A 19,967-nucleotide genomic window follows, 5' to 3' on the forward strand; every position below is an offset into this window, starting at 1 on the left:
GCTTAACTGCTTCAATCCAAATTGCCATAAGAGTAAAAGTTACTAATCAAGGACTCACCGTTCAGGGCATTGCCGGAACCTATGTTGTCCTGCTCGGCTTTGACATCGATGAAGCGGACTGGGATCTGTTTTAGCCGTTCCCGTTCAGCTTCACTCAAATTGACGGTGTATTTATTGGGGTTACTCATACGGTGCTAGTCCTTAGCCTTCTTACCCAACATTTTAAGTATGTCACGCTACTACGCCAGTTTTAGTTTTTAGCCTTAACTGAACCGTATTGGTTAATAGTCGGCACTCAGATTTAGGTAGCTATGGTTGATTGAACTCCAATCGCCCCAATGCAGCAGACGGACGAAAGCCGCTTGTGGGGTTACCAAGTTTGTCTGCCGCCGCTGATTGGAAACGTTAGCCAGCTAGTACCGCAAGGCGGAATTCAAAATTCAAAATTCAAAATTCAAAATTCAAAATTAATACAGCGTAAGCATTTCATTGGTTTTGAATGGGTGGTTTATTTACGCCGTACTGTACTAGGTTGTTAGTTAAGTGATTTTGAAATCGAGTCTCAAAAGAACTTGTTGAGGCCAATCATGAAGTAATTTGATTGTAAGAACAGAAACGACAAAACCAGATAAATATTATTCATCCATCAAGCTTAGTTTTGGAATATAAAGATATGGGTACAACCTTACTGCTTTCTGAATTTTTAGTAACTGGCTTAATCGCGCTCCTTTCAATCTTTTTTACTGTGCTTTCATTCTTCAATATCTACGACATTGCCACCTGGTTTCAGAGTAATAATCTTGACAAATCTATTCCCCTCATAGGATTCATTATTCTCCCTTTATCTTATATTTTGGGAGCATGTTTGCATCGTTTTATGTCTCCAGATACTTGGAGTTTTTTTATAAAATTTTTCCAGAAAAATCATAAGGTGGATAGGGAAGAAGATAAGAAGTTAATCTTTGTATATCAAAACGGCTCAGACAATTTAGTCAAGAGAGTTGAGTACATACAAAATTTAAACAGATTATTCAGAAATTCATTGCTTATTACTCCATTATTCGGAATAAGTTTTACGTGCTGGATAACCAAAGGCTGGGTAACCAATTGGAAAGCTGGAGTCCTTTCAGTGATGATTTGCGTTGTAGTTTTTTGTCTGTCTGCTATTAACTGGTTAGGAGCTAAACGTGAATTCAGTTACTCGTTAGATAGAGCAACAAGTCTTTTAATGAAGGAAGGGGTCAAATGAGCAGTCATACAGAAACTTACGCTGAAAGTTTTAAAAGAATTTATCAAATTCATTAATGGAAAAGAAATCTTGTTAGAGAATGCATGGCGCTGGGAATGCGAAAGAGTGAAGGCATTATTTATTCCTATCAAACAAGGCATCCGTGTCAGCAACTCTTACGTTAGGCGCAATAGTTCAAATAAAAATCCCTGCCACAGTTGACAGGGATAGGAGTTTTTAGCTAAAGCTTGTCTACTAACTGCTAACAAAATCTTTGTGAGCAGCAACAAGCATTTGAGCTTGTCTTAAAACGTTTCCGAATAAATAAAAAGGAATCTGCCAAGCTGCAACGGTAACTTCTTTGACTATATCTTGTACACTAATTGCGATTAACTCATGCTCTGGCGGCTCTCCCTCAACTGTACCAGACCAAGTAAAAGCTAATAAGAAATCATCGTCTCCAGGTAAGGATGCAATCAAACATTCTTCTGGTGTTGGTTCGCAAATAATTCCATAATCATTTGCAAGTTCTACTAATCTTTGAAAGTTGTTTCCGTTTGTCATTTGTATTTTGGGTGTAATTGAATCTCAGTTTTAGAAAAAATCATATTTTGAACTCCACAACTCAACTTAGTTGCTTCATACCAGAAATTACGAATTACGAATTATTAAGGAGTTATTGGAGTTGGATCAGGCTTAAGTCCAAAATCTTACCGCGATCGCTTGGTTCTATCGGCAACAATTGTTACTATTTTAGAAAAAGCTAGACTACCTACTTTTTCGGTTTACCCTATTTAGATACACCTCCGATTTCAATATTGATGCCCTAATCTCACCCAGGCTGACGCAGTGCATTGAGAATTGCGTCAGTTTTTGGGGGAACTGCTGTAAACCGAAGCAGAAAAAGATGCTCGTCAACATAAGATTGTTCGATCACTTTGGCATAGATATGTTCTTCTTCTGTAGCCATTTCTGCTTCAATCAATAACTTGAGTTTGAGATTACTCAAGAGTTCTAAAGAATGTGGCGATTGCAGCTGCGCTCCTTTTTCTGAAAGGCTAATCAATTCCCCCATAAATACTGTTCCTACTGCATGTTTCCCCTGCAAAATGATGTATTCTACAGGTACTCTTGGAGTGAGAACGCTCATTTGTTCGTTATATTTAGGCAAGAATAAATTATATTTACCACCAATGCCACGAATTTCACAAATTGTCACAGGGTGTTTTATACCCTTGGGTTCTATTTGTAATTGCCCAGCAATTTGTAGGTCAATATTGGCATCCTTACAGGTATTTTCAGAAATTAAAATCTGTCCTCCCACTGTATAAGATTCAATTCGAGCAGCCAAATTAACATGACTGCCAATAACTGTATATTGAGCGCGTTTTTGAGAACCAACATTTCCCGCTACAGCCTCGCCTGTATTAATCCCAATTCCCATTTCCAGGATTGGGAAATTCATTTGCTGATTTTGTTCATTCACTTGCTCCATTGCTAATTGCATGGCAATAGCACAGGCGATCGCTCGTTCAGAATCATCTTTGCGACTAATTGGCGCACCAAAAATCACAAAAATACCATCACCCATAAACTCATTAATCGTGCCTTTATACTGATTAATCACATCTGTCATTGTTCCCAAATAAAGATTCAAAATCTTCACTACTTCTTCAGGGGGCAATTGTTCGGAAATAGCCGAAAATCCTCTTAAATCAGATACGAGAACCGTAACTTTTCGGCGTTCTCCTCCTAGCTTTAACCCAGAAGGAGTTTCGAGGATATTGGCGACGATTTCATCAGTTAGATAGCGACCGAGGGTTTTTCGCATCTCGGTAGCGCTTTGAGCAATATACTGAGTAAGTGCGATCGCAGAACCTCCAAAAGCCAGCAATGAAGGTATAACAGGAATCCACCAACCAGCCAAAAACGCCAGAAAACTGCCACCAATTAAACCGCCACCTGCAAGATTTACACTAAGAGCCATCAAAGTTTTCTGGTTGCTACTGTGGCGTTGCAGCCAACACAAGCTAGCACCAATAATTGACCAAATTAAAATCAATAAACATTCTAGCGAGTCAGGTAAACACTTAATCAACGGACGACCTTCCATCGCCGCACTTAAAATTTGACTAATCAAATTAGCATGAATTGTTACACCCGCCATTCGTTCTGGGTCAGTCAAGACATTACTGCTGTAAGGCGTATAGAATAGATCCTTTAAACTCTCAGCAGTAGCACCAATTAATACCACCTTGTCTCGCATTAAATCTCGTGGAATGCGGTTCTCTTGCACTTCCGTAAGAGAGACCTTAGTAAACTGCTGTATCCGTCCTCGGTAGTTCAACAGCACTTGATAACTCCCGGCATCGGCTCGGACGTAACCTCCATCATTAGCTTCAAAAATCGGGAAAACACCCCGATTTAACTGCAAATAATTAGAGTTAGTTGCCGATGGCTTGGCAGTAATACCTTCAGGTTTCAAGTACAACAATGCCAGTTTTAACCCAAAACTTTCCAGAATTTCGTCATTATTTAAATTTACGTACAATAATGCTCGCCGAATTTTGCCATCCCCATCTATGGGTAAATCATTCGACCCAATTTGATTAAGTTTCTTCAGTTCTGGAGACGAATCAACCGCCGAACTATCAATAGTATCAGAGACTTTTTGGACTCCAATCAAATTAGGAGTAGACTTAAACACCTTAAGTAAATCTTGATAACCGGGATTGACGGGTAAATCACGATAAATATCTAAACCAATCGCTCTGGGTTTTTGCTGTTTGATTTTCTCTAACAAACTAGCAAGTTTTCCATCAGGCATAGGCCACTGTCCCTGCTTGCGGACATCTGCTTCATTAATCTCAACTATGACAATGCGGGTATCAGCCGACTCTTGTGGACGCAAGAGAAAAAATTGATCTAGTGCTGCCAATTCCAACAATTGTAGTAATCCAGTCAAGCGTATTGCAATCACCAGGGCTGTAATATTGGGAACAGCAAGTAAAACACCCCGCCATTGCCAGATGTGCGGTTTCAGGTTTGCCCACATAATATTTAGTGCTGAGAGACGCGATTAATCGCGTCTGTACAAGAAACGTGATTAATCGCGTCTGTACAAGAAACGTGATTAATCGCGTCTGTACAAGAGTTAGGAGTTGGAAATTCTCCCTCAGTCCAATGCCCCATGCCCAATGCCCCATGCCCTTCTTTCGTAGATGTGCAACAATCTATCAATGGTTCGGAAGCGATCGCACTCAAACCCACTGACTTGAGAAATTGTCTCCAATCCAGCTTTACTTTGAAATTATTCGGCTCAGTCCGGCGTAGCTGCACTAAACTAGTCAGCGCTTCATGCCAAATCCCAGCTTCTGCATAGATAGTGGGCAACTTGTACAAATTTGCCTTTGCTAATGCCTCCGACAAAGTTGTTCCTGGCTGAGTGCGTTCCACCCAACCATCTACAGTGGGATTTTCACTAGAGTCTTGATTATCACAAACAATTGTTAGATACCAGTGATAAGTTTTACCTACAGCGAGTGCAGGGGCACTGTCAGGAAGTTTAAAGCTAATAATTCCCGGTTTATTTGGAAGTGTAAAAGAGGTTTCATAAAATACGTTCTGGTCTTCAGCCAAGAGCAGAAACTTGGCTGTTTTGAGTTGAGATGGAGGTATATACCAGAAAAATGTTGGATGTTGAGCAAATGTCAGCCCTAATTTATCTGGAGGTATTAAGGGAATTATCAGTTTTTTGCCTGTTAGACAAGAGCTACCACGGGTAGAACCACCTGCACTTGCAGGAGGTTTTCCCCGCTGTGGTGGCTTAAATGTTTGACTAATTTGCCAAGTTTTATTGGGATGGTACGACTGAGCCTGTACCTCTGCTGTTAAAGCAGAAAGTAAATACAAAGGTAAGGAAAAGGGTACAAAATATAGAGATGGTTTCATCCATTTCATACTCAATAATGCCTGAGTTCTAGATTAGTCAGGTGAATAAATCAAGTATTCCCAAAAGCAGAGTCAGATTTTTCACTCAACTACAGAACTATTTATTGGGCATTGGGCATTGGGCATTGGGCAGAGGAGAAAGAGGTAATTTTTTATTCTCCCCCTTGTCCCCTTGTCTACTTGTCCCCTTGTCCCCTTCACTCCCTACTCCCTACTCAAATATATGGTGAAACATCTTCACCGCATTTATCTGCTAAATAAGAGAGGGCGCGGAAACGTAAGCCTACCAATTGCTCATATAAAGGGTTAATTTTACACATTGGTGGGATATGCACAATCTTGCGTCCAAATAGGGTGATATCTCGTTCAAAGGGACACTGGGCGGGAATCATTTTACACAAAAAGCGTGCTACTCTTGGGTCTTGGATATCTAGCCCATCAAGCCAGTCTTGCAGGGGGTGTAGGGCATTGATTTGACGCTTTGTCAGCCCAGTGCTGGCGATAGTGGGGGTAATTTGCTGTGGGTGTTCCAGAGTGTGGCGAAGGGCTTCTAGTAACTTCTCTGGCTGTTCCAAGGCTTGACAGAACTGTTGCAGAACCTCATCTTCGCTGGGAGAATAAGTACCATCTGCGATCGCTACCATCACCGCTGTCCTTAAGAAGTTTTCCGCGGGTGGTGTACCTTTACCCAAGGCTGCGGCTAATTCCTCTGGGGTAATTATCTCTAGTGAGTCGCATTTAATCTTAGGAGCTAATTCATCTTTGGTGATGCTGGCAATTAATTGCTGTTCTTGATCGTCAAAATTACCATCAGCCCAAGCAATAGTAAGCAGTCCACGCAACCAAGCGGCAATCTGTTCGCTGCTGTAGGGGGATTGAACGGTACTTGTCATAAACTCACGTCTCAAGCTTTCCTCGGTCACTACTACGCTACCCTAACCAGTGACTATGAAGATAGTGAAAGCAGCACAGAAAAATAAATCGGAGAAGTTTTCAAATCGCAATAGTCGGTCTTAAGGTAAAATCAATTTATACCGTTATTGAGAATTTTTATACTTAAGTTGAATTCGATTGGAGTATCTCAAATATTCATCAGGTTCAAGACTGTAATTTGCGCTACAGAGTGATGGAGTTTTCTAAGTATGCGAACCTGCCAGCTAAATATCGCCGACGCTTTTCTCTAATGAATCGTTTACTGATGTTACTTCCTTGTTTGTGGGATTGCGATCGCTTGGCATTAGTTAAATTCCGTTAACTCTAAAAAATTAAGGTATATATAATGTTTTTCTTTGGCATTGAACATGAAGTCGCTTTCTTGAACAATGAGGGAAAGTTTGCTGATTTTTACCACACAAAATTTGCTGATTTCAATCAAATTATTGAAAGGCTACCCACATACCCCAGTGACTATCCTCAACTACGCATCGGCGATGCGGGTATTAAGATGAAAAGATGGTACATTGAGGGATTTGAAAGATTTGCGGATTCTGATCAAGTGATAGACTGTCATGTTAAAGGTATTGAAATTAGAACAACTATCCATTCTAATATTCAAGGCGCTATTACTGAATTATCAGAAAGTTTTGACTTGCTACGCAAGGTGGCTGCTGACTTTGGCTTATCACCAGTTTTGGTTAGTTTCAATCCCTACAATCCAGCTTTTGAGCCTCAACCCCCATTAAACAATTATGAAATCAAACAGCTAGAAGCTTATCCTGACGAACAAACTGCTAATATTCACATGGTATCTTATGGGCCAGATTTAAATATTTCAGTGGCAGATTTGTCAACTGAAGATGTGATTGATCTTGGCAGAAAGTTAACTTATTACAGTCCCTATATCGTTCCTTTTAGTTATAGCTCTCCCTTTTATAATGGAGGTTTATGGGATGGACTATCGGTACGAACATTTATCAGAACTGGAAAAAGACCAGCTACTCTGGTTTTTGTTCAAAAAGAAGAACAACTGATTAATAGCATACCTGCCTTAACAAAAATTGCCCGCATTCCGGCTGAAGTGGGACGCATTGAATTTAAGGCTTGTGATAGTTGTGATGATTTTTTAATCTATGCGGCTTTGCTGATATTATTGAAAGGTTTGGTGTTAGATGAAACCTTACTGGGTAGAGCAACTGTACCCGATGCAGCGTTACACCAACTTTCTGCAAAAGAAGCGTTTGAAAACGAAGATATTTTTGAGAATGCGACAAAAGTCTTGCAAGCAGCCGAAGTTGCTTTAGGAGATGACCCAGATGTTCATTATTTAACGCCCTTAAAAGTACTGCTGGCAAAGCGAAAAACAAGATCCCATGAATTAATAGAAATGTTCCATCGGGTAAGTTCAATAGAAGAGGTAATAAGGCAGACTTATCAAGTTTAAAGAAAAGATTTATTTTTCTCCTTTTATGAAAGGGGATTAAGGAGAATCTTTATATAAATTGATACTTTACAAATTTACTCTCAAGTGCATATTCCTTAAATTCCTTTGATTGGATAAAGTTGAGCTAACTGAACATAAATAGTGGAGCCATTAACCTGCCAAAACTAGATTAAGTCGATATACCTAGAGACTGATTTTATTGCAACTAAAGATGCAGTAAACTTCATTCTAGAGATTGATGCAGACGTTAGCTTTTTCAAAGTAAAAGTGTAAACAGGGAACCTGAAACGAAGAATTTCAATTATGAAATTTAATGATTTTGCTAAAAAGTTAAGGTGGTATTTGCTTATTATCCCTTACTAATCCAATGCAGAAAGACAAAAGAGATTTCTTCGTCAGGTTCGTTTTTCAAGAACTTCTAAATTGAAGCGGAGCTTGCCAGTTTTATTATTGCTTAAAATTGCTAATTAAAGGTATATGCTTCGCTCTTTCAGTAAAAGTTCGGCGTTGTTAAAGCTGTTATCTGAGGATTTCAAATGAAGATGATTACTTCTGTTTTATCTATTTTCCGTCCAGTGCGTTTTCTAGTAGTGGCTTTTACTTGTGCCCTAGTATTATTCTCTAATGCTTTTCCTGCTTTTGCAATCGATAGCTACCAAAGTAATCCCACCGAAGGTACTACACAACTGCTTGACATTCAGCGCAAAACTGATGAAGCTGCTAAAGAACCACCACAAGGATTGAAAGAGGTTCAAAAGGAGTCCAACAAAGGACTCAATGAAGTTCAGGGAGCGGCTGATATTGAGAAGCAAAAGAGTCCTGAAAATTCACAGGGTGCAACCTCAGTGGAAGAAAAAGCAAAGAGTTTCTTGGACAAAGTTACAGGTAAGTAACAGAGTTAATACCTTGGTAATTTTTTGCTAGTAATGGGTGATTGCATCAAAGCAGTGACCCATTGCTACTTTTTAATGTGACGATCGCAACTTACAATTAAATATAAAAATATGTTCATCCCTATTAAGGTGTAAGTATAGCTATGGAATGTGATGATTAATCTAAACTCATAATATTTCCTTTGGTTGATGTGGATTATGTGGAAAATTTGGCAAATTAATAAATAAGTTTGCTTAGGGATGGAAAACAATGCGTGCGATAAACATTGGTTTGACGGACGAACAGCGTCAAGGTGTAATTAATCTGTTAAATCAAGATTTGGCAGATGCCTATTTACTGCTAGTGAAAACCAAAAAGTACCACTGGGATGTCGTTGGCCCTCAGTTCCGCTCTTTGCACCAGCTTTGGGAAGAACACTACCAAAAGCTGACTCTAAATATTGATGCTTTGGCAGAGCGGGTTCGTGCTTTGGGCGGTTATCCAGTTGGCTCTTTGGAGGGATTTCTCAAGATTGCTACCCTCAAGGAACATGCTGGGAGTGTGCCCACAGCAACAGGGATGGTAGCTAATTTAGTGGACGATCACGAGCAGGTTATTCGTAATTTGAGAGACCATGTGGATCAGTCTAGTGATAAGTTCCACGATCAGGGAACTGCTGACTTTTTAACTGGACTACTCGAACAGCATGAAGAGATAGCTTGGATGCTGCGTTCATTTATTGAAGGTGAGGCAATAGACTCAGATGGTAGACAGCCAGCAGCAGGGGCTAAGACTCCCGTAGGTGTATAGTTCATAACATCTGAGTTAAGGATGGCTGCATCTGACATCAGTTGAGGGAGGATTAATTCTTCCCTCAATTGATGTGAAAGAATTAATCTGCCTGCATCTACCTCTTCACGATGCCAATTTTGGATTTTGGAATTGAAAATTGGTTCGTGCGCCAACACAACTTGAGGCGACTAGCGTCAAGTTGGGAGACGCATCCATGCGACTAGCTCCTTTATGTCGGGGAATCCGTCCACCGTGTGGTTCCCCGTTATGAGTGCAGTCAATCTAAAATCCAAAATTGATTTGTCATCTTTATTGCAAAAACAACATAATACAGGGAGTTTTTAAGTGCCAGAAGTATATAAAGCAGAACGTACTATTTCTGCTGTATTCAAAGAGCAGAAGCAAATTGATGATGTTATTCGACGTTTATTAGACAGGGGTGTGCCTAGAGATCATATTTCGGTCATGGGTAGAAATTTCCAGTCGGAAACGAGAATCGCTGGCTTTATTAGTAAAAAAGATGTGATTCTCGGAGGTTTGAGAACAGGAGCAGTTTTCGGTTCTTTGTTTGGTTCCTTTCTTAGCTTGCTCACGGGTGTAGGCGTATTGTTTATTCCCTTTGTTGGCCCAATCGTGGCAGCAGGGCCTATTGGTGCAGTGTTGTTGGGGGCTGCTAGCGGAGCGATCGCAGGTAGTGCAGGTGCTGGTCTAGTATCGGTTCTAACCACTTTGGGAATGCCAGAAGATAAAGCGGCTATCTACCAAACTCGCTTACAAGCTGGCGAATTTTTCGTGATGGCAGAAGTTCCGAGCGATCGCACTGGCGAATTTCAATTGCTGCTCGAAAGTGCTGGTGGTGAAGAAATTCATACGATTGAGAAAACTTTCGCTCGTTCTTGTTCTGGACAGTGCAACAGTCCAGCAGACTTGTCTCCTGAAGTTCGCGCTCATCTTTCTGATGAAGCTCAGAGTACATTCATTGAGCGCTATAATGCTGTACTCAATGAAAGAAGTGACGAGTTCACAGCCGAACAAGCTGCTTGGGAGACTATTCACCAGCAATATGATGAAGATGAAAATGGTGTCTGGTCTAAAGCTAAGGTCAAAGCATAGAAGAGGGCAGGAGGCAGAAGGGATGCAATCTGGTAGTGGCTTCTGTTAAACTACTCTCCAAGACTAGATATTAGGGATTTATAATAAATAAATTATCCAATATTGTGGGGTAGGCTTTTCGGCTTACCCCACAAAAAGTAAGTATATTGGCAATAATAAGGAAGTATTTGTACATATTTATACGTATTAGGGCAGGCGATCGCACGTAGATAGAAATTGCCTAGCTCTGGGCTTAGTTTGCATAACTTTGGGTACATTACCGCAAATGCGCTGATACTTTAATTTCCCCTCTTCATAAATTCCGCAAAAACACCGTTACGCTATTTGTGCTTGTGATCAAAACTTAGAGCATCCAGTTTATTAGGGCGGATTTATGACCAACCCTGTAAAGACGGTTATCCAAGTCAATCTGGAGATGGCTCTAGAAGTAGCTCAAGAATTGGAGCAAGCTCCATACACTCAACTCGGTGCTTATTGTTTGGAAATTTTACGGGAAATCGGATGTCCCGGTACTGAACTCCCTGTTAACTTACAAACTCGCGATCAGCAGCTAAACTTCATTACAGGCTTTGCATCTTATGCTTTTGGGGAGGTACAAAGTGTATAAAGCATTAATTGATGATATATTTTCTGATTCAGAAGGGGCAGAAGAAACTACTTTTCCTGCCACAGATGAAGATTTATTAATCTTAACAGAAAAATTTTTAGGGTTTGAAATTCCCTCAAAGGTTTTCTTGCAAGCTATAGCTATTGCTGATTACGACGGTGCAGCTGCTTTTCGCTACGTTGATAATTATTTGATTACTCTCAAAAATAAGAAGAAGCGTAAGCAGAAGAAATTACTTGTGTTAGGTTGTTCGACTAGATTTGACAATAATTGACGTGCTTATTCACCAGCTAACTAAAAACCAATACGATTTAGATAAGATAATTTGCACAACCGATATAGAGACGTTGCATTGCAACGTTTCTACACATATTTGTCCCACAGAGACAAGAAAGAACAATTAAAAATTATCTAGAGTTAGTGATGGGATCTTTGTCAGAGCAAGCATTTTTATGTATGTGCTAATGACGAATTAGTATTACTCTCTCCCAAGACAAACTTGTTCATAGCTTTTACCTGCAATATCCCAAGTGAATTCTCTTTCTACCAGTTGTCTGCCATTGTGAGACAATTCGGAACGCAGATGTGGACGATCGAATAGTTGACTAATAGCGGTGACGTACTCTGCTGGTTTATTGGCTCGTAATGCCCGTAATGGATGACTAGCAGCATCTACAGCTAATCCTTCTAAGCCGCGATCGCTGGCTACTACAGGTATACCAGCTGCCATTGCTTCTAAAGTTTTATTTTTAATCCCAAACCCAGTCCGCATCGGTACAACGCAGATGGTGGCTTGATGCAAATATTCTGCCATCGAAGGTACACGCCCCAGCACATTAATTCCTGGTTTTTTATCAAGTGCTAAAACTTCTGCCACTGGGTGAGAACCGACAATATCGAAAGTTGTATCGGGATAGAATTTTTGGATTTCTGGCAAAACTTCATTGCTGAAAAAGCAGACAGCATCAATATTTGCTAAATTATCCATTGCACCAATAAAAATTAGGCGATGTCCTCCTGGATCGGTGGTACGGTTAGGGAAAGAAACTAAATCTACGCCATTGGGAATAACTGTAATTTCACTATTGGGGTTAAATTCTTGTAGTTGAATTTTATCTTCTTCTGTTGTCGCAACAATTGCCGAAAATTTAGCGCAGTAGTTTTGCTCATAACGCCACAAAAGTGGCAGATTAATTTTGTCTCTGAGTGAATTTTCTGAAATGCCTGTTGCTAGCTGGTTCCGACAGGTAGCATAAACAGAACTATGAACATTAACTATGGTTTTTAGCTGTTTCTGAAAATGTGGCTGCACATAAATTTCATTGACGCTATGTTCGCAAGTAATTACATCACATTTTCCCGTTTCCACCCAGTTATTAACCCATGTTTGTATCTCAACTGAGTAGCGGTTAAGTACACTTGGCGGTGTTCCCTGCTGCAAAAATCTCCCAAATCGCTGTATTTTCTGCAATATTCCGGTGGTTCGAGAATCTGGTGGGCGTTCAAAAATAGCTAGATGATCTACACAATCGCGCAATCCTGCTATTTCTGCGTCTGTAACATCACCCTCGCGTTGAGTTGCGAGGGTGACGGTATGACGTTGACTCAAGTACTTGAGTAAATTAAATGTTCTAACTTGGGTTCCTCCGCGCGTTGGTGGATAGGGAAAGGTGGAAGATAGCATTAAAATGTTCATAAAAGTGATCGCTCAAATGTGATACATACACCATGACCTGATTGGAGGCTGTATGTCATCATTCGATCAAAGCATAATCAAACCCAGTCGCACACCCACAGCAACAGCCTCGGTGCGGCTGGAGACACTGAGCTTTTGAAAAATGGATGAGAGATGAAATTTGACGGTATGCTCAGAAATATGTAAACGTTTTGCGATCGCTTTATTTCCTAACCCTGACCCAAGCATTCCTAAAACCTCTATCTCCCGTGGTGTCAAGGTTTGTACAGGATTCGTGACGATTTTTTCGCGGATAGATAGTAATTCTACAGCATCCGGGTGCAGCACCAGTAAACCAAAAGCGATCGCCTCCACAGCCGCAACAATTTCTGACTCTGTGCTAGTACTGGGCAATATTCCCCGGATACCAGAACGTAACGCCGTCTCTAAGTCGATGCTGTCGAGTTCTTCAACAATGACGATCATTCCTAATGGATATTGCTGTTCTTGAATAATCAGCAATTTTTCCCACACCGCTTGTTGAAAATTACCGCTCAAATCTACCAGCACCACATCTGGTTGTAATTGTCCAATTTCACTTGCCAATATATCCAAATCGGATGCACTCCCCACAACCGTCAGCCGAGGATTGGTAGTTACCACAGTTGATAACCCTGCTCGCACCACAGGGGAAGTAGCAACCACCATCACCCGAATCATGTCGCCTCCACAGCAGTTTTCTCAGACTGTAAGGCAACATAAATCACGAATTGCTGTCTACCGCGTAGGAGTTGTAGCGGCACAGATTTTTTACAGTCATGGAGATATTTGGTTAAGTCATTCATGCTAGTGAATAATCGCCCCGAAACTCCAATTAAAACATCGCCGATTTGCACACCAGCAGTTTCCGCCGCACTGCCAGGTAAAATTGACAAGACTAATAAACCCAAGCTACGCCTACCTAAAAGCACAGGTTGCAGTGTAACTCCCAGTTGCGGACGACTATTTCCCTGTAAAAAACGCTCAACGGTGTTGCTGGGAACTGCCACAGCCAAACCATTAGCAATCATCGTGTTAATTCCCACGACAAAGCCTTGACAGTCGGCAAGTGGCCCCCCAGAATTACCAGGATACAGCCGCAAATCGGCCATAACTGCTCGTGGATTATTTGCATAGATAATTCCAGTTGTCACAGCGCCACTGTCAGCAAAGGGATTACCCACCGCCAAGACTAATTCACCCACTCGTAGCGCTTCAGAATTGCCGATGGTTGCAGCAGTTAAATCAGTGGCGACAATTTTCAGAGCTGCTAAATCCTGCTGTGGATCGAATTGGGTACGCACCGCATCAAATACTCTTCCGTCTGCCAATTCCACAGTTGCGCGGTTGCTGGTTGCCACATGGGCATTAGTAATAATTAGTCCGTCAGGTTGCCAAATGACACCAGAACCGACTCCTAGAGAGCCGCTTTTCACTTTCACAGTGCGTAGGCGTAGTCTAGCAGCTACCTCTGTCAATTCAGCAGCGACGTTAGTTAATGTTGTGTTTGCCATGTTATACAATTTTTGAGCATGTCAGCCCCTTCGGGGAAGTCAAAAGTCAAAAGTCAAAAGTCAAAGTAGAATCAGTAAAACGTTCGAGCAAAAAGGTTGAAGTTTCGAGTTCAAAGCTTGAACGTTCGAGCAAAAAGGTCGAAGTTTCAAGTTCAAAGCTTGAACGTTTGAGCAAAAAGGTCAAAGTTCCATGTTCAAAGCTTGAACATTCGAGCAAAAAGGTCAAACTTCCGAGTTCAAAGTTTGAACATTCGAGCAAAAAGGTCAAAGTTCCGTGTTCAGAGGTCAAAGTTTCGAGTTCAGAAGCTCAAATGAATAGAAAATTTAGATAAATCTTGACAGAGCTAGTTAAACCCATCCCAAATTGGCATTATTCCTCCTTAGTAGGTCGTTCGCCAACTGCGATCGCTAACTCAATTAACACTCCACCCCGGACAACTTGCACGTTGACAGTTTTACCAATGCGATCGCTACTATTGAGCAGCGCCAACACATCACCTGTATCGCCTACAGTTACGCCATCGAACGTTACCAAAACATCGCCAAGCAGCACACCTGCATTGTCAGCAGGCCCCGAAGCCTCAACATTGACAACAATTACCCCAGTTGCCGAACTTAAATTGAGAGCAGTTTTCAGGTTTTTTGGTAAACGTACAGGTTGCATTCCCACACCCAAGTAGCCCTTAGAAATGCGTCCTTTTGCTACTAATTGGTCAACCACGCGATCGACTGTAGCAGTGGGAATAGTCAGAGCAGTACCACGCCGCCCCGATGTATTCATGCCTACCACAAAACCAGCAGCATCTACGAGCGGTCCGCCTGCAAAGCCAGAGTAAAGGGTGATATCTGGGCGGATGAATTGGTCAATATTGCCGCCACTCATACTCCGCCAAGCACCGCTAACCACACTCACTGCACCCATTGCCGCCCTTAAGTCACCTTCGCTACCTCTTGCCAGTCCTAATACCAAATGACCGACTTTAAGCGTTTTGGCATCGCCAACTTTTGCCACAGGTATTTCTACATTTTCTAGTTTAAAAACGGCTATATCGGTACTAGAGTCATGACCGACGAGTGTTACTGGTGCAGTGCTACCATTTGATAAGGTAATGGTGATATCATCATAGCGCTGGAGGCACTCATCAGAGGTAACAATAATGCCATTACGCCAATGAATGCCGCTTGGGGAAACACGTGTACCCCCATTCACCGCAACCACAGCACTCCCAGCTTGTTCTACGGTATCAGCTAAACTGTTGGACAAAGCCAGTAATGAAGACATAAGATTTTTCCGCAAACGTTTTTAGATATTCAGATCGTGCCGTTTTCTCAACACAGACGACATCGGAAAGATGGGGAGAATTCACCCTAGAAAAATGGCTAGGATTTACATCAACTTTTTGGCATTGCTGAATAGACATAGGAGTGAAATTAAATATGCGTTATCCAGAACCCTTGTAGAGACGTAGTACTGCTACGTCTCTAGATTCTTTTTCAGATTTGAAGCGATGTACATGGTCGGTGAAAGGGAAAATTTCAAGCGTATTGCGTTCTAAGGTGGAATAGTAATGAAATGGGAGATGAACCAATGTACACCAAGTCAAAAAAAATCAACCTGCTCACTCCATCTAGAAACTTACCTCTCTATGGCAAGAGAATTTTAGTAACAGCACCGAGAAATTATGCTTATAGGTTATCCGAACAAATCATCAAAAAAGGTGGTTTACCTGTTTTCATGCCTACTATAGAAACCTGCTATTTATCAAACTACACTCAGTTAGATACTGCTCTAGACCACATAGACGAATTTGATTGGATTGTCTTCACAAGTAGAAACGGAATCACTGCATTTTTTCACCGCATGAATGATTTAGATATTCCCATTTCTGTGGTAGAAAAATGTCACTTATGTGCTTTAGGAAAAGATGCAGAAAGCTTATTATCTTTTTGTGGCAAGGTAGATTTAATTCCAACAGAACCTAGCCCAGCCGGAATTGTGGCTGAATTAGCGAAACTTCCGCAAATTCACCAGAAAAAAGTGCTGATCCCGGCTCCAGAAGTTGTTGGTTTACCTGAGCCTGATGTTGTACCCAATTTAATTACTAATTTGCAGCAATTGGGCATAGAAGTAACTTGCGTACCCACGTATATTACACAGGGTTTAAACACAAGTATCTACAGTATTGAATTAAATCTGATGCGTCAAGGAATGATTGATGTAATTGCCTTTAGTAGCACGGCGGAAGTAGAAAGCTTTTTGACAATGGTCAACTCACAAAGCGATTATGAACATTGTGTTATTGGATGTTTCGGCCCTTATACAACTGCTAATGCCCAAAAGTTGGGTATGAATGTCTCTATCGTAGCTAGAGATTATAGTTCATTTGAGGGATTTGCTGAAGCGATCGCAGCATTTTTTACTCTTACTTCCGATTAAAACTAAGCGTCTCAAGATGTAAAATAATCAACCAGATTTCACTCTAGACTAGCTGCACATAAACCCGTAGTATCGAAAATGGAGTTTATATTGAGTAAGGAATTTTTACATGGCAACTTACAAAGTTACATTGCGTACTCCAGAGGGTGAACAAGTAATTGACGTTCCTGATGATGAGTACATCCTAGAGATCGCTAATGAAGAATATAATCTAGACTTGCCCTATTCCTGTAACGCTGGTTCTTGCTCTACCTGCACCGGCAAGCTGATTTCAGGTACAGTTGACCAATCGGATCAGAACTTCTTAGACAACGATCAAATGGACGCGGGATGGGTTCTTACCTGCGTTGCCTATGCCACTTCTGATTGCGTAATCCAAACCCATCAAGAAGAAGCGCTTAACGGTTAAGAGCGGGTAAGGGTTGAGGGCATTGGTGTCCTACTTAAGCCCAAACCCTTTTCAAATCTTGTTTCTCCGGCTGAAAATGCTGCTGATTGGGCTGCTGCCTCCGTTGCTGGCGGTAGTAGCCGTCCATTGTATACGTTACTTTAAAAAAGGTGTGGAAATTGAGCTGCGATCGCAAGTGGTTATAAATGTGCAGCAAGCTTTCTTGTGGCTCAAGCTGCTACCAAAAGGTTTTTGCAACTTGGTGGCGGTGCTATATTTTTTACTGGAGCTTCAGCCAGTGTTAAGGGTTATCATCTGTCTGCTCCCTTTGCAATGGGTAAATTTGCACTACGCGGTTTGGCTCAGAGTATTGCTAGAGAATTAGCACCAAAGAATATCCATGTGGCGCATTTTGTGATTGATGGGGCAATCAGATCCGCAGACCGCCAACATCCAGTAGATAATCCTGATAGTACTCTTGACCCGGATGCGTAGGCGTAGCCCGTCGTAGACATCGCTCAAACTTATCTCAGCATTCTCCGCCAACCCCGCAGTGCTTGGACTTATGAAGTACAACTACGTCCTTGGGTAGAGAACTTCTAGCTTGGACAATTGTTACAAAAGTAGTTTTGAAGGTATGAAAATTGATTTTGGTGCAACTGCTACTGATTATGCAAAACACCGCGCTGGGTTTCCTAGTTCATTATTTAACAAACTCTCTGAATATGGTATAGGTTTACCAGGGCAGAATATTGTTGACCTCGGTACAGGAACAGGAACACTAGCGCGGGGCTTTGCTGATAGAGGTGCTGATGTCATTGGCATAGACCCATCAGCCTCACTTTTAGAACAAGCCAGACTGTTAAGCGAAGCTGTGCAACTGAAAGTAGATTATCGAGTCGCAACTGCCGAGAATACCGAGTTACCAGATGCCAGCGCAGATGTGGTGACAGCTGGACAGTGTTGGCATTGGTTTGACCGTCCGCGTGCTGTCCAAGAAATTACTCGGATATTGAGAAGAAATGGCTTGATCGCGATCGCACATTTTGATTGGATACCCTTAAAAGGTAATGTAGTTGAAGCAACAGAACAACTGATCAAAGCTCATAATCTGGCGTGGAATCTGGACGGCGGTAATGGATTGCATCCCTTGTGGTTACAAGACATTGGCGAAGGAGGTTTTCGAGAAATCCGCACATTTTCTTACGATGTATTTGTCTGTTATACACACGAAGACTGGCGGGGACGAATTCGGGCGAGTGCTGGTGTGGGAGCCAGCTTGACACCAGAAAAAGTAGAAGTATTTGACCAGGAATTGGCAACATTGCTCAAAACAAAATATCCTACACCAATTCTTCAGGTTCACCATAGAGTTTGGGCTGCGATCGCAAAATCACCACAATCTAATTCGTAATTCGTAATGACGCTCGTGACGCTCGATAACTCGCTAACGCTGCGCTATCGCCCTTGGCGTCTCCCCTTGGGAGAAGACTCGCTAACGCTACGCTAACGTAATTCGTAATTAAGAGGTGTCAGATGTCTGGACTATTTGATGGTCACTTATATGAATACCAAAGGTGTCTGTAACGCACTATTAACCTAGAAAAAATAGCACAATTTCAGGAAAAATAATCATGATTGAACTTTACTATTGGGCAACTCCAAACGGTCATAAAATCACAATTTTCTTGGAAGAAGTCGGCTTACCATACACGATAATTCCTGTAAATATTGGGGCTGGGGATCAATTTAAGCCGGAATTTCTGAAGATTTCTCCTAACAATCGTATGCCTGCGATCATTGACCATGTGCCAGCAGATGGAGGGGCGCCAATTTCGGTATTTGAGTCTGGTGCAATCTTGCTATATTTGGCAGAAAAAACCAGGAAATTAATCCCCCAAGATTTACGTAATCGCGCTCAAGTTTTAGAATGGTTGTTCTGGCAAATGGCAGGACTGGGGCCAATGGCAGGACAAAATCATCACTTTAGCGTCTATGCTCCCGAAAAAATTGAATATGCTATTAACCGCTACGTAAATGAGACGGGACGCTTATATGCAGTACTAAATAAGCAATTAGCAGATAAAGAATTTGTAGCTGGCGATTATTCCATCGCTGATATTGCTGCTTATCCCTGGATTGTGCCCCATGAACTCCAAAGTCAAAACCTAGAGAATTTTCCTCACCTCAAGCGCTGGTTTGAGACAATTAAAGCGCGTCCGGCAACAATTCGCGCCTACGAAAAAGCAGAAGCATTCAAAACTGAAACGCTCGATCCAGATAAGTTACGAGATTTGTTATTTAACCAGTCGGCGAAGACTATTCAGCCTTGAGCCTTTTGAATTGTCTTGTCACTGTGGCGAGCAACTATGAACAAAGATTTCTCACCATCTTCCTTTCCTCAATTAGAAACAGCAAGGCTTCTTCTTCGTGAGACAACGTTGCAGGATGCTGAAGCTATCTTTGCTGTCCTCTCTGATCCAGGTGTGACTCAGTTTCACGATCTTGATACTTTCACTTCTATTAAAGAAGCGAGCGCTGTCATTGAACGTAGAGCCAAACGGTTTGAGCAAGGAGATGGGATTCGCTGGGGAATTACCCGTAAGCAAGACAACATTTTGATTGGTTCTTGTGGGTTTACGTGGAACCCGCAAGAACACTCAGCTGAAGTTGGTTATGAGCTTGCTAGTGCTTTTTGGAGACAAGGCATCATGACTGAGGCGATGGGTACTATCTTGCAATTTGGGTTTCAGAAAATGGGTTTGCGTTTCGTTGTTGCCCAAGTCATGCTAGAAAATATCGCTTCTAAAAAGTTGCTAGAAAAGTTAGGGTTTCACAGTCAGGGTGTACTAAAACAGTATGCTTTCTTCAAAGGGCAATATCACGATCTGGAGCAATTTATGCTTAAAAATAAAGGTTCTTCAGTACCTGTTATGCTAAACAATTAAATTTCAAGATGAAAAAATGTAA

The 19,967-nt window shown here is 41.6% G+C and carries 24 protein-coding genes; 15 read left to right on the forward strand and 9 right to left on the reverse strand.

Features of this window, described 5'->3' with window-relative positions:
- Window positions 1–11: 11 nt before the first annotated feature.
- The gene (locus HWQ40_RS26205; RefSeq protein WP_292783811.1) at window positions 12–188 is read right to left on the reverse strand and encodes a hypothetical protein; all 177 of its coding nucleotides are present in this window, start codon (window positions 186–188) and stop codon (window positions 12–14) included.
- A 150-nt stretch (window positions 189–338) separates the two neighbouring features.
- On the opposite strand from HWQ40_RS26205, the gene HWQ40_RS26210 reads away from it, so the two are divergent.
- Window positions 339–539, forward strand: a complete 201-nt coding sequence (locus HWQ40_RS26210; protein ID WP_292783813.1) for a hypothetical protein — start codon at window positions 339–341, stop codon at window positions 537–539.
- Between the two features lie 134 nt (window positions 540–673).
- Window positions 674–1,249, forward strand: coding sequence for a hypothetical protein (locus tag HWQ40_RS26215; RefSeq protein ID WP_292783816.1), 576 nt, complete (start codon window positions 674–676; stop codon window positions 1,247–1,249).
- Between the two features lie 234 nt (window positions 1,250–1,483).
- Here HWQ40_RS26215 and HWQ40_RS26220 read toward each other — a convergent pair whose 3' ends face one another.
- The 4 genes from HWQ40_RS26220 to HWQ40_RS26235 all read right to left on the reverse strand — a co-directional run bounded on the left by HWQ40_RS26220 (window position 1,484) and on the right by HWQ40_RS26235 (window position 6,072).
- Window positions 1,484–1,792, reverse strand: a complete 309-nt coding sequence (locus HWQ40_RS26220) for a hypothetical protein (RefSeq protein WP_292783819.1) — start codon at window positions 1,790–1,792, stop codon at window positions 1,484–1,486.
- A 268-nt stretch (window positions 1,793–2,060) separates the two neighbouring features.
- Window positions 2,061–4,283 carry an adenylate/guanylate cyclase domain-containing protein gene (locus tag HWQ40_RS26225; protein ID WP_292783821.1) on the reverse strand — a complete coding sequence of 741 codons (2,223 nt, stop codon included), beginning with the start codon at window positions 4,281–4,283 and terminating at the stop codon, window positions 2,061–2,063.
- A 5-nt stretch (window positions 4,284–4,288) separates the two neighbouring features.
- Window positions 4,289–5,179: a DUF928 domain-containing protein gene (locus HWQ40_RS26230; protein ID WP_366934030.1), complete on the reverse strand. Its 891-nt coding sequence runs from the start codon at window positions 5,177–5,179 to the stop codon at window positions 4,289–4,291.
- 215 nt (window positions 5,180–5,394) lie between these two features.
- Window positions 5,395–6,072: a Mo-dependent nitrogenase C-terminal domain-containing protein gene (locus HWQ40_RS26235; RefSeq protein ID WP_292783824.1), complete on the reverse strand. Its 678-nt coding sequence runs from the start codon at window positions 6,070–6,072 to the stop codon at window positions 5,395–5,397.
- Between the two features lie 233 nt (window positions 6,073–6,305).
- On the opposite strand from HWQ40_RS26235, the gene HWQ40_RS26240 reads away from it, so the two are divergent.
- The 7 genes from HWQ40_RS26240 to HWQ40_RS26270 all read left to right on the forward strand — a co-directional run bounded on the left by HWQ40_RS26240 (window position 6,306) and on the right by HWQ40_RS26270 (window position 11,218).
- Window positions 6,306–6,434, forward strand: coding sequence for a hypothetical protein (locus HWQ40_RS26240; protein WP_292783826.1), 129 nt, complete (start codon window positions 6,306–6,308; stop codon window positions 6,432–6,434).
- A gap of 24 nt (window positions 6,435–6,458) precedes the next feature.
- On the forward strand, window positions 6,459–7,559 hold the full coding sequence (locus HWQ40_RS26245; RefSeq protein ID WP_292783829.1) for a glutamate-cysteine ligase family protein: 1,101 nt from the start codon (window positions 6,459–6,461) through the stop codon (window positions 7,557–7,559).
- 536 nt (window positions 7,560–8,095) lie between these two features.
- The gene (locus HWQ40_RS26250; RefSeq protein ID WP_292783832.1) at window positions 8,096–8,452 is read left to right on the forward strand and encodes a hypothetical protein; all 357 of its coding nucleotides are present in this window, start codon (window positions 8,096–8,098) and stop codon (window positions 8,450–8,452) included.
- 250 nt (window positions 8,453–8,702) lie between these two features.
- Entirely contained in the window at window positions 8,703–9,242 is a 540-nt protein-coding gene (locus tag HWQ40_RS26255) for a Dps family protein (protein ID WP_292783835.1), read from the forward strand.
- 327 nt (window positions 9,243–9,569) lie between these two features.
- Complete coding sequence (locus tag HWQ40_RS26260) at window positions 9,570–10,337, forward strand: ChaB family protein (RefSeq protein WP_292783838.1); 768 nt, start codon at window positions 9,570–9,572, stop codon at window positions 10,335–10,337.
- Window positions 10,338–10,710: 373 nt separating this feature from the next.
- The gene (locus HWQ40_RS26265; RefSeq protein WP_292783841.1) at window positions 10,711–10,944 is read left to right on the forward strand and encodes a hypothetical protein; all 234 of its coding nucleotides are present in this window, start codon (window positions 10,711–10,713) and stop codon (window positions 10,942–10,944) included.
- Entirely contained in the window at window positions 10,937–11,218 is a 282-nt protein-coding gene (locus HWQ40_RS26270; protein WP_292783843.1) for a hypothetical protein, read from the forward strand. The genes HWQ40_RS26265 and HWQ40_RS26270 overlap by 8 nt, the downstream gene beginning before the upstream one ends.
- Before the next feature lie 204 nt (window positions 11,219–11,422).
- Here HWQ40_RS26270 and HWQ40_RS26275 read toward each other — a convergent pair whose 3' ends face one another.
- From HWQ40_RS26275 to HWQ40_RS26290, 4 genes are all read right to left on the reverse strand, one after another.
- Window positions 11,423–12,640 carry a glycosyltransferase family 4 protein gene (locus tag HWQ40_RS26275; RefSeq protein WP_292783846.1) on the reverse strand — a complete coding sequence of 406 codons (1,218 nt, stop codon included), beginning with the start codon at window positions 12,638–12,640 and terminating at the stop codon, window positions 11,423–11,425.
- A gap of 66 nt (window positions 12,641–12,706) precedes the next feature.
- On the reverse strand, window positions 12,707–13,339 hold the full coding sequence (locus tag HWQ40_RS26280; RefSeq protein ID WP_292783849.1) for a response regulator transcription factor: 633 nt from the start codon (window positions 13,337–13,339) through the stop codon (window positions 12,707–12,709).
- Window positions 13,336–14,172, reverse strand: coding sequence for a trypsin-like peptidase domain-containing protein (locus HWQ40_RS26285; protein ID WP_292783852.1), 837 nt, complete (start codon window positions 14,170–14,172; stop codon window positions 13,336–13,338). Before HWQ40_RS26285 ends, HWQ40_RS26280 begins: the two co-directional genes overlap by 4 nt.
- Window positions 14,173–14,542: 370 nt before the next feature.
- A complete protein-coding gene (locus HWQ40_RS26290; protein WP_292783855.1) occupies window positions 14,543–15,454 on the reverse strand; it encodes a trypsin-like peptidase domain-containing protein in 912 nt (303 codons plus the stop codon).
- 306 nt (window positions 15,455–15,760) lie between these two features.
- On the opposite strand from HWQ40_RS26290, the gene HWQ40_RS26295 reads away from it, so the two are divergent.
- The 6 genes from HWQ40_RS26295 (at window position 15,761) to HWQ40_RS26320 (ending at window position 19,945) form a co-directional block, all read left to right on the forward strand.
- Entirely contained in the window at window positions 15,761–16,609 is an 849-nt protein-coding gene (locus tag HWQ40_RS26295) for a uroporphyrinogen-III synthase (protein WP_292783858.1), read from the forward strand.
- 109 nt (window positions 16,610–16,718) lie between these two features.
- Entirely contained in the window at window positions 16,719–17,018 is a 300-nt protein-coding gene (locus HWQ40_RS26300) for a ferredoxin (RefSeq protein WP_292783860.1), read from the forward strand.
- A 168-nt stretch (window positions 17,019–17,186) separates the two neighbouring features.
- The gene (locus HWQ40_RS26305) at window positions 17,187–17,492 is read left to right on the forward strand and encodes an SDR family NAD(P)-dependent oxidoreductase (RefSeq protein ID WP_292783869.1); all 306 of its coding nucleotides are present in this window, start codon (window positions 17,187–17,189) and stop codon (window positions 17,490–17,492) included.
- Window positions 17,493–17,634: 142 nt separating this feature from the next.
- A complete protein-coding gene (locus tag HWQ40_RS26310) occupies window positions 17,635–18,411 on the forward strand; it encodes a class I SAM-dependent methyltransferase (RefSeq protein ID WP_292783862.1) in 777 nt (258 codons plus the stop codon).
- 220 nt (window positions 18,412–18,631) lie between these two features.
- The gene (locus HWQ40_RS26315; protein WP_292783864.1) at window positions 18,632–19,330 is read left to right on the forward strand and encodes a glutathione binding-like protein; all 699 of its coding nucleotides are present in this window, start codon (window positions 18,632–18,634) and stop codon (window positions 19,328–19,330) included.
- A gap of 36 nt (window positions 19,331–19,366) precedes the next feature.
- Window positions 19,367–19,945: a GNAT family protein gene (locus HWQ40_RS26320; protein ID WP_292783867.1), complete on the forward strand. Its 579-nt coding sequence runs from the start codon at window positions 19,367–19,369 to the stop codon at window positions 19,943–19,945.
- Window positions 19,946–19,967: the final 22 nt, after the last annotated feature.

Source organism: Nostoc sp. NMS9, from assembly GCF_017114995.1.
In the GTDB taxonomy this organism is placed as follows: domain Bacteria; phylum Cyanobacteriota; class Cyanobacteriia; order Cyanobacteriales; family Nostocaceae; genus Nostoc.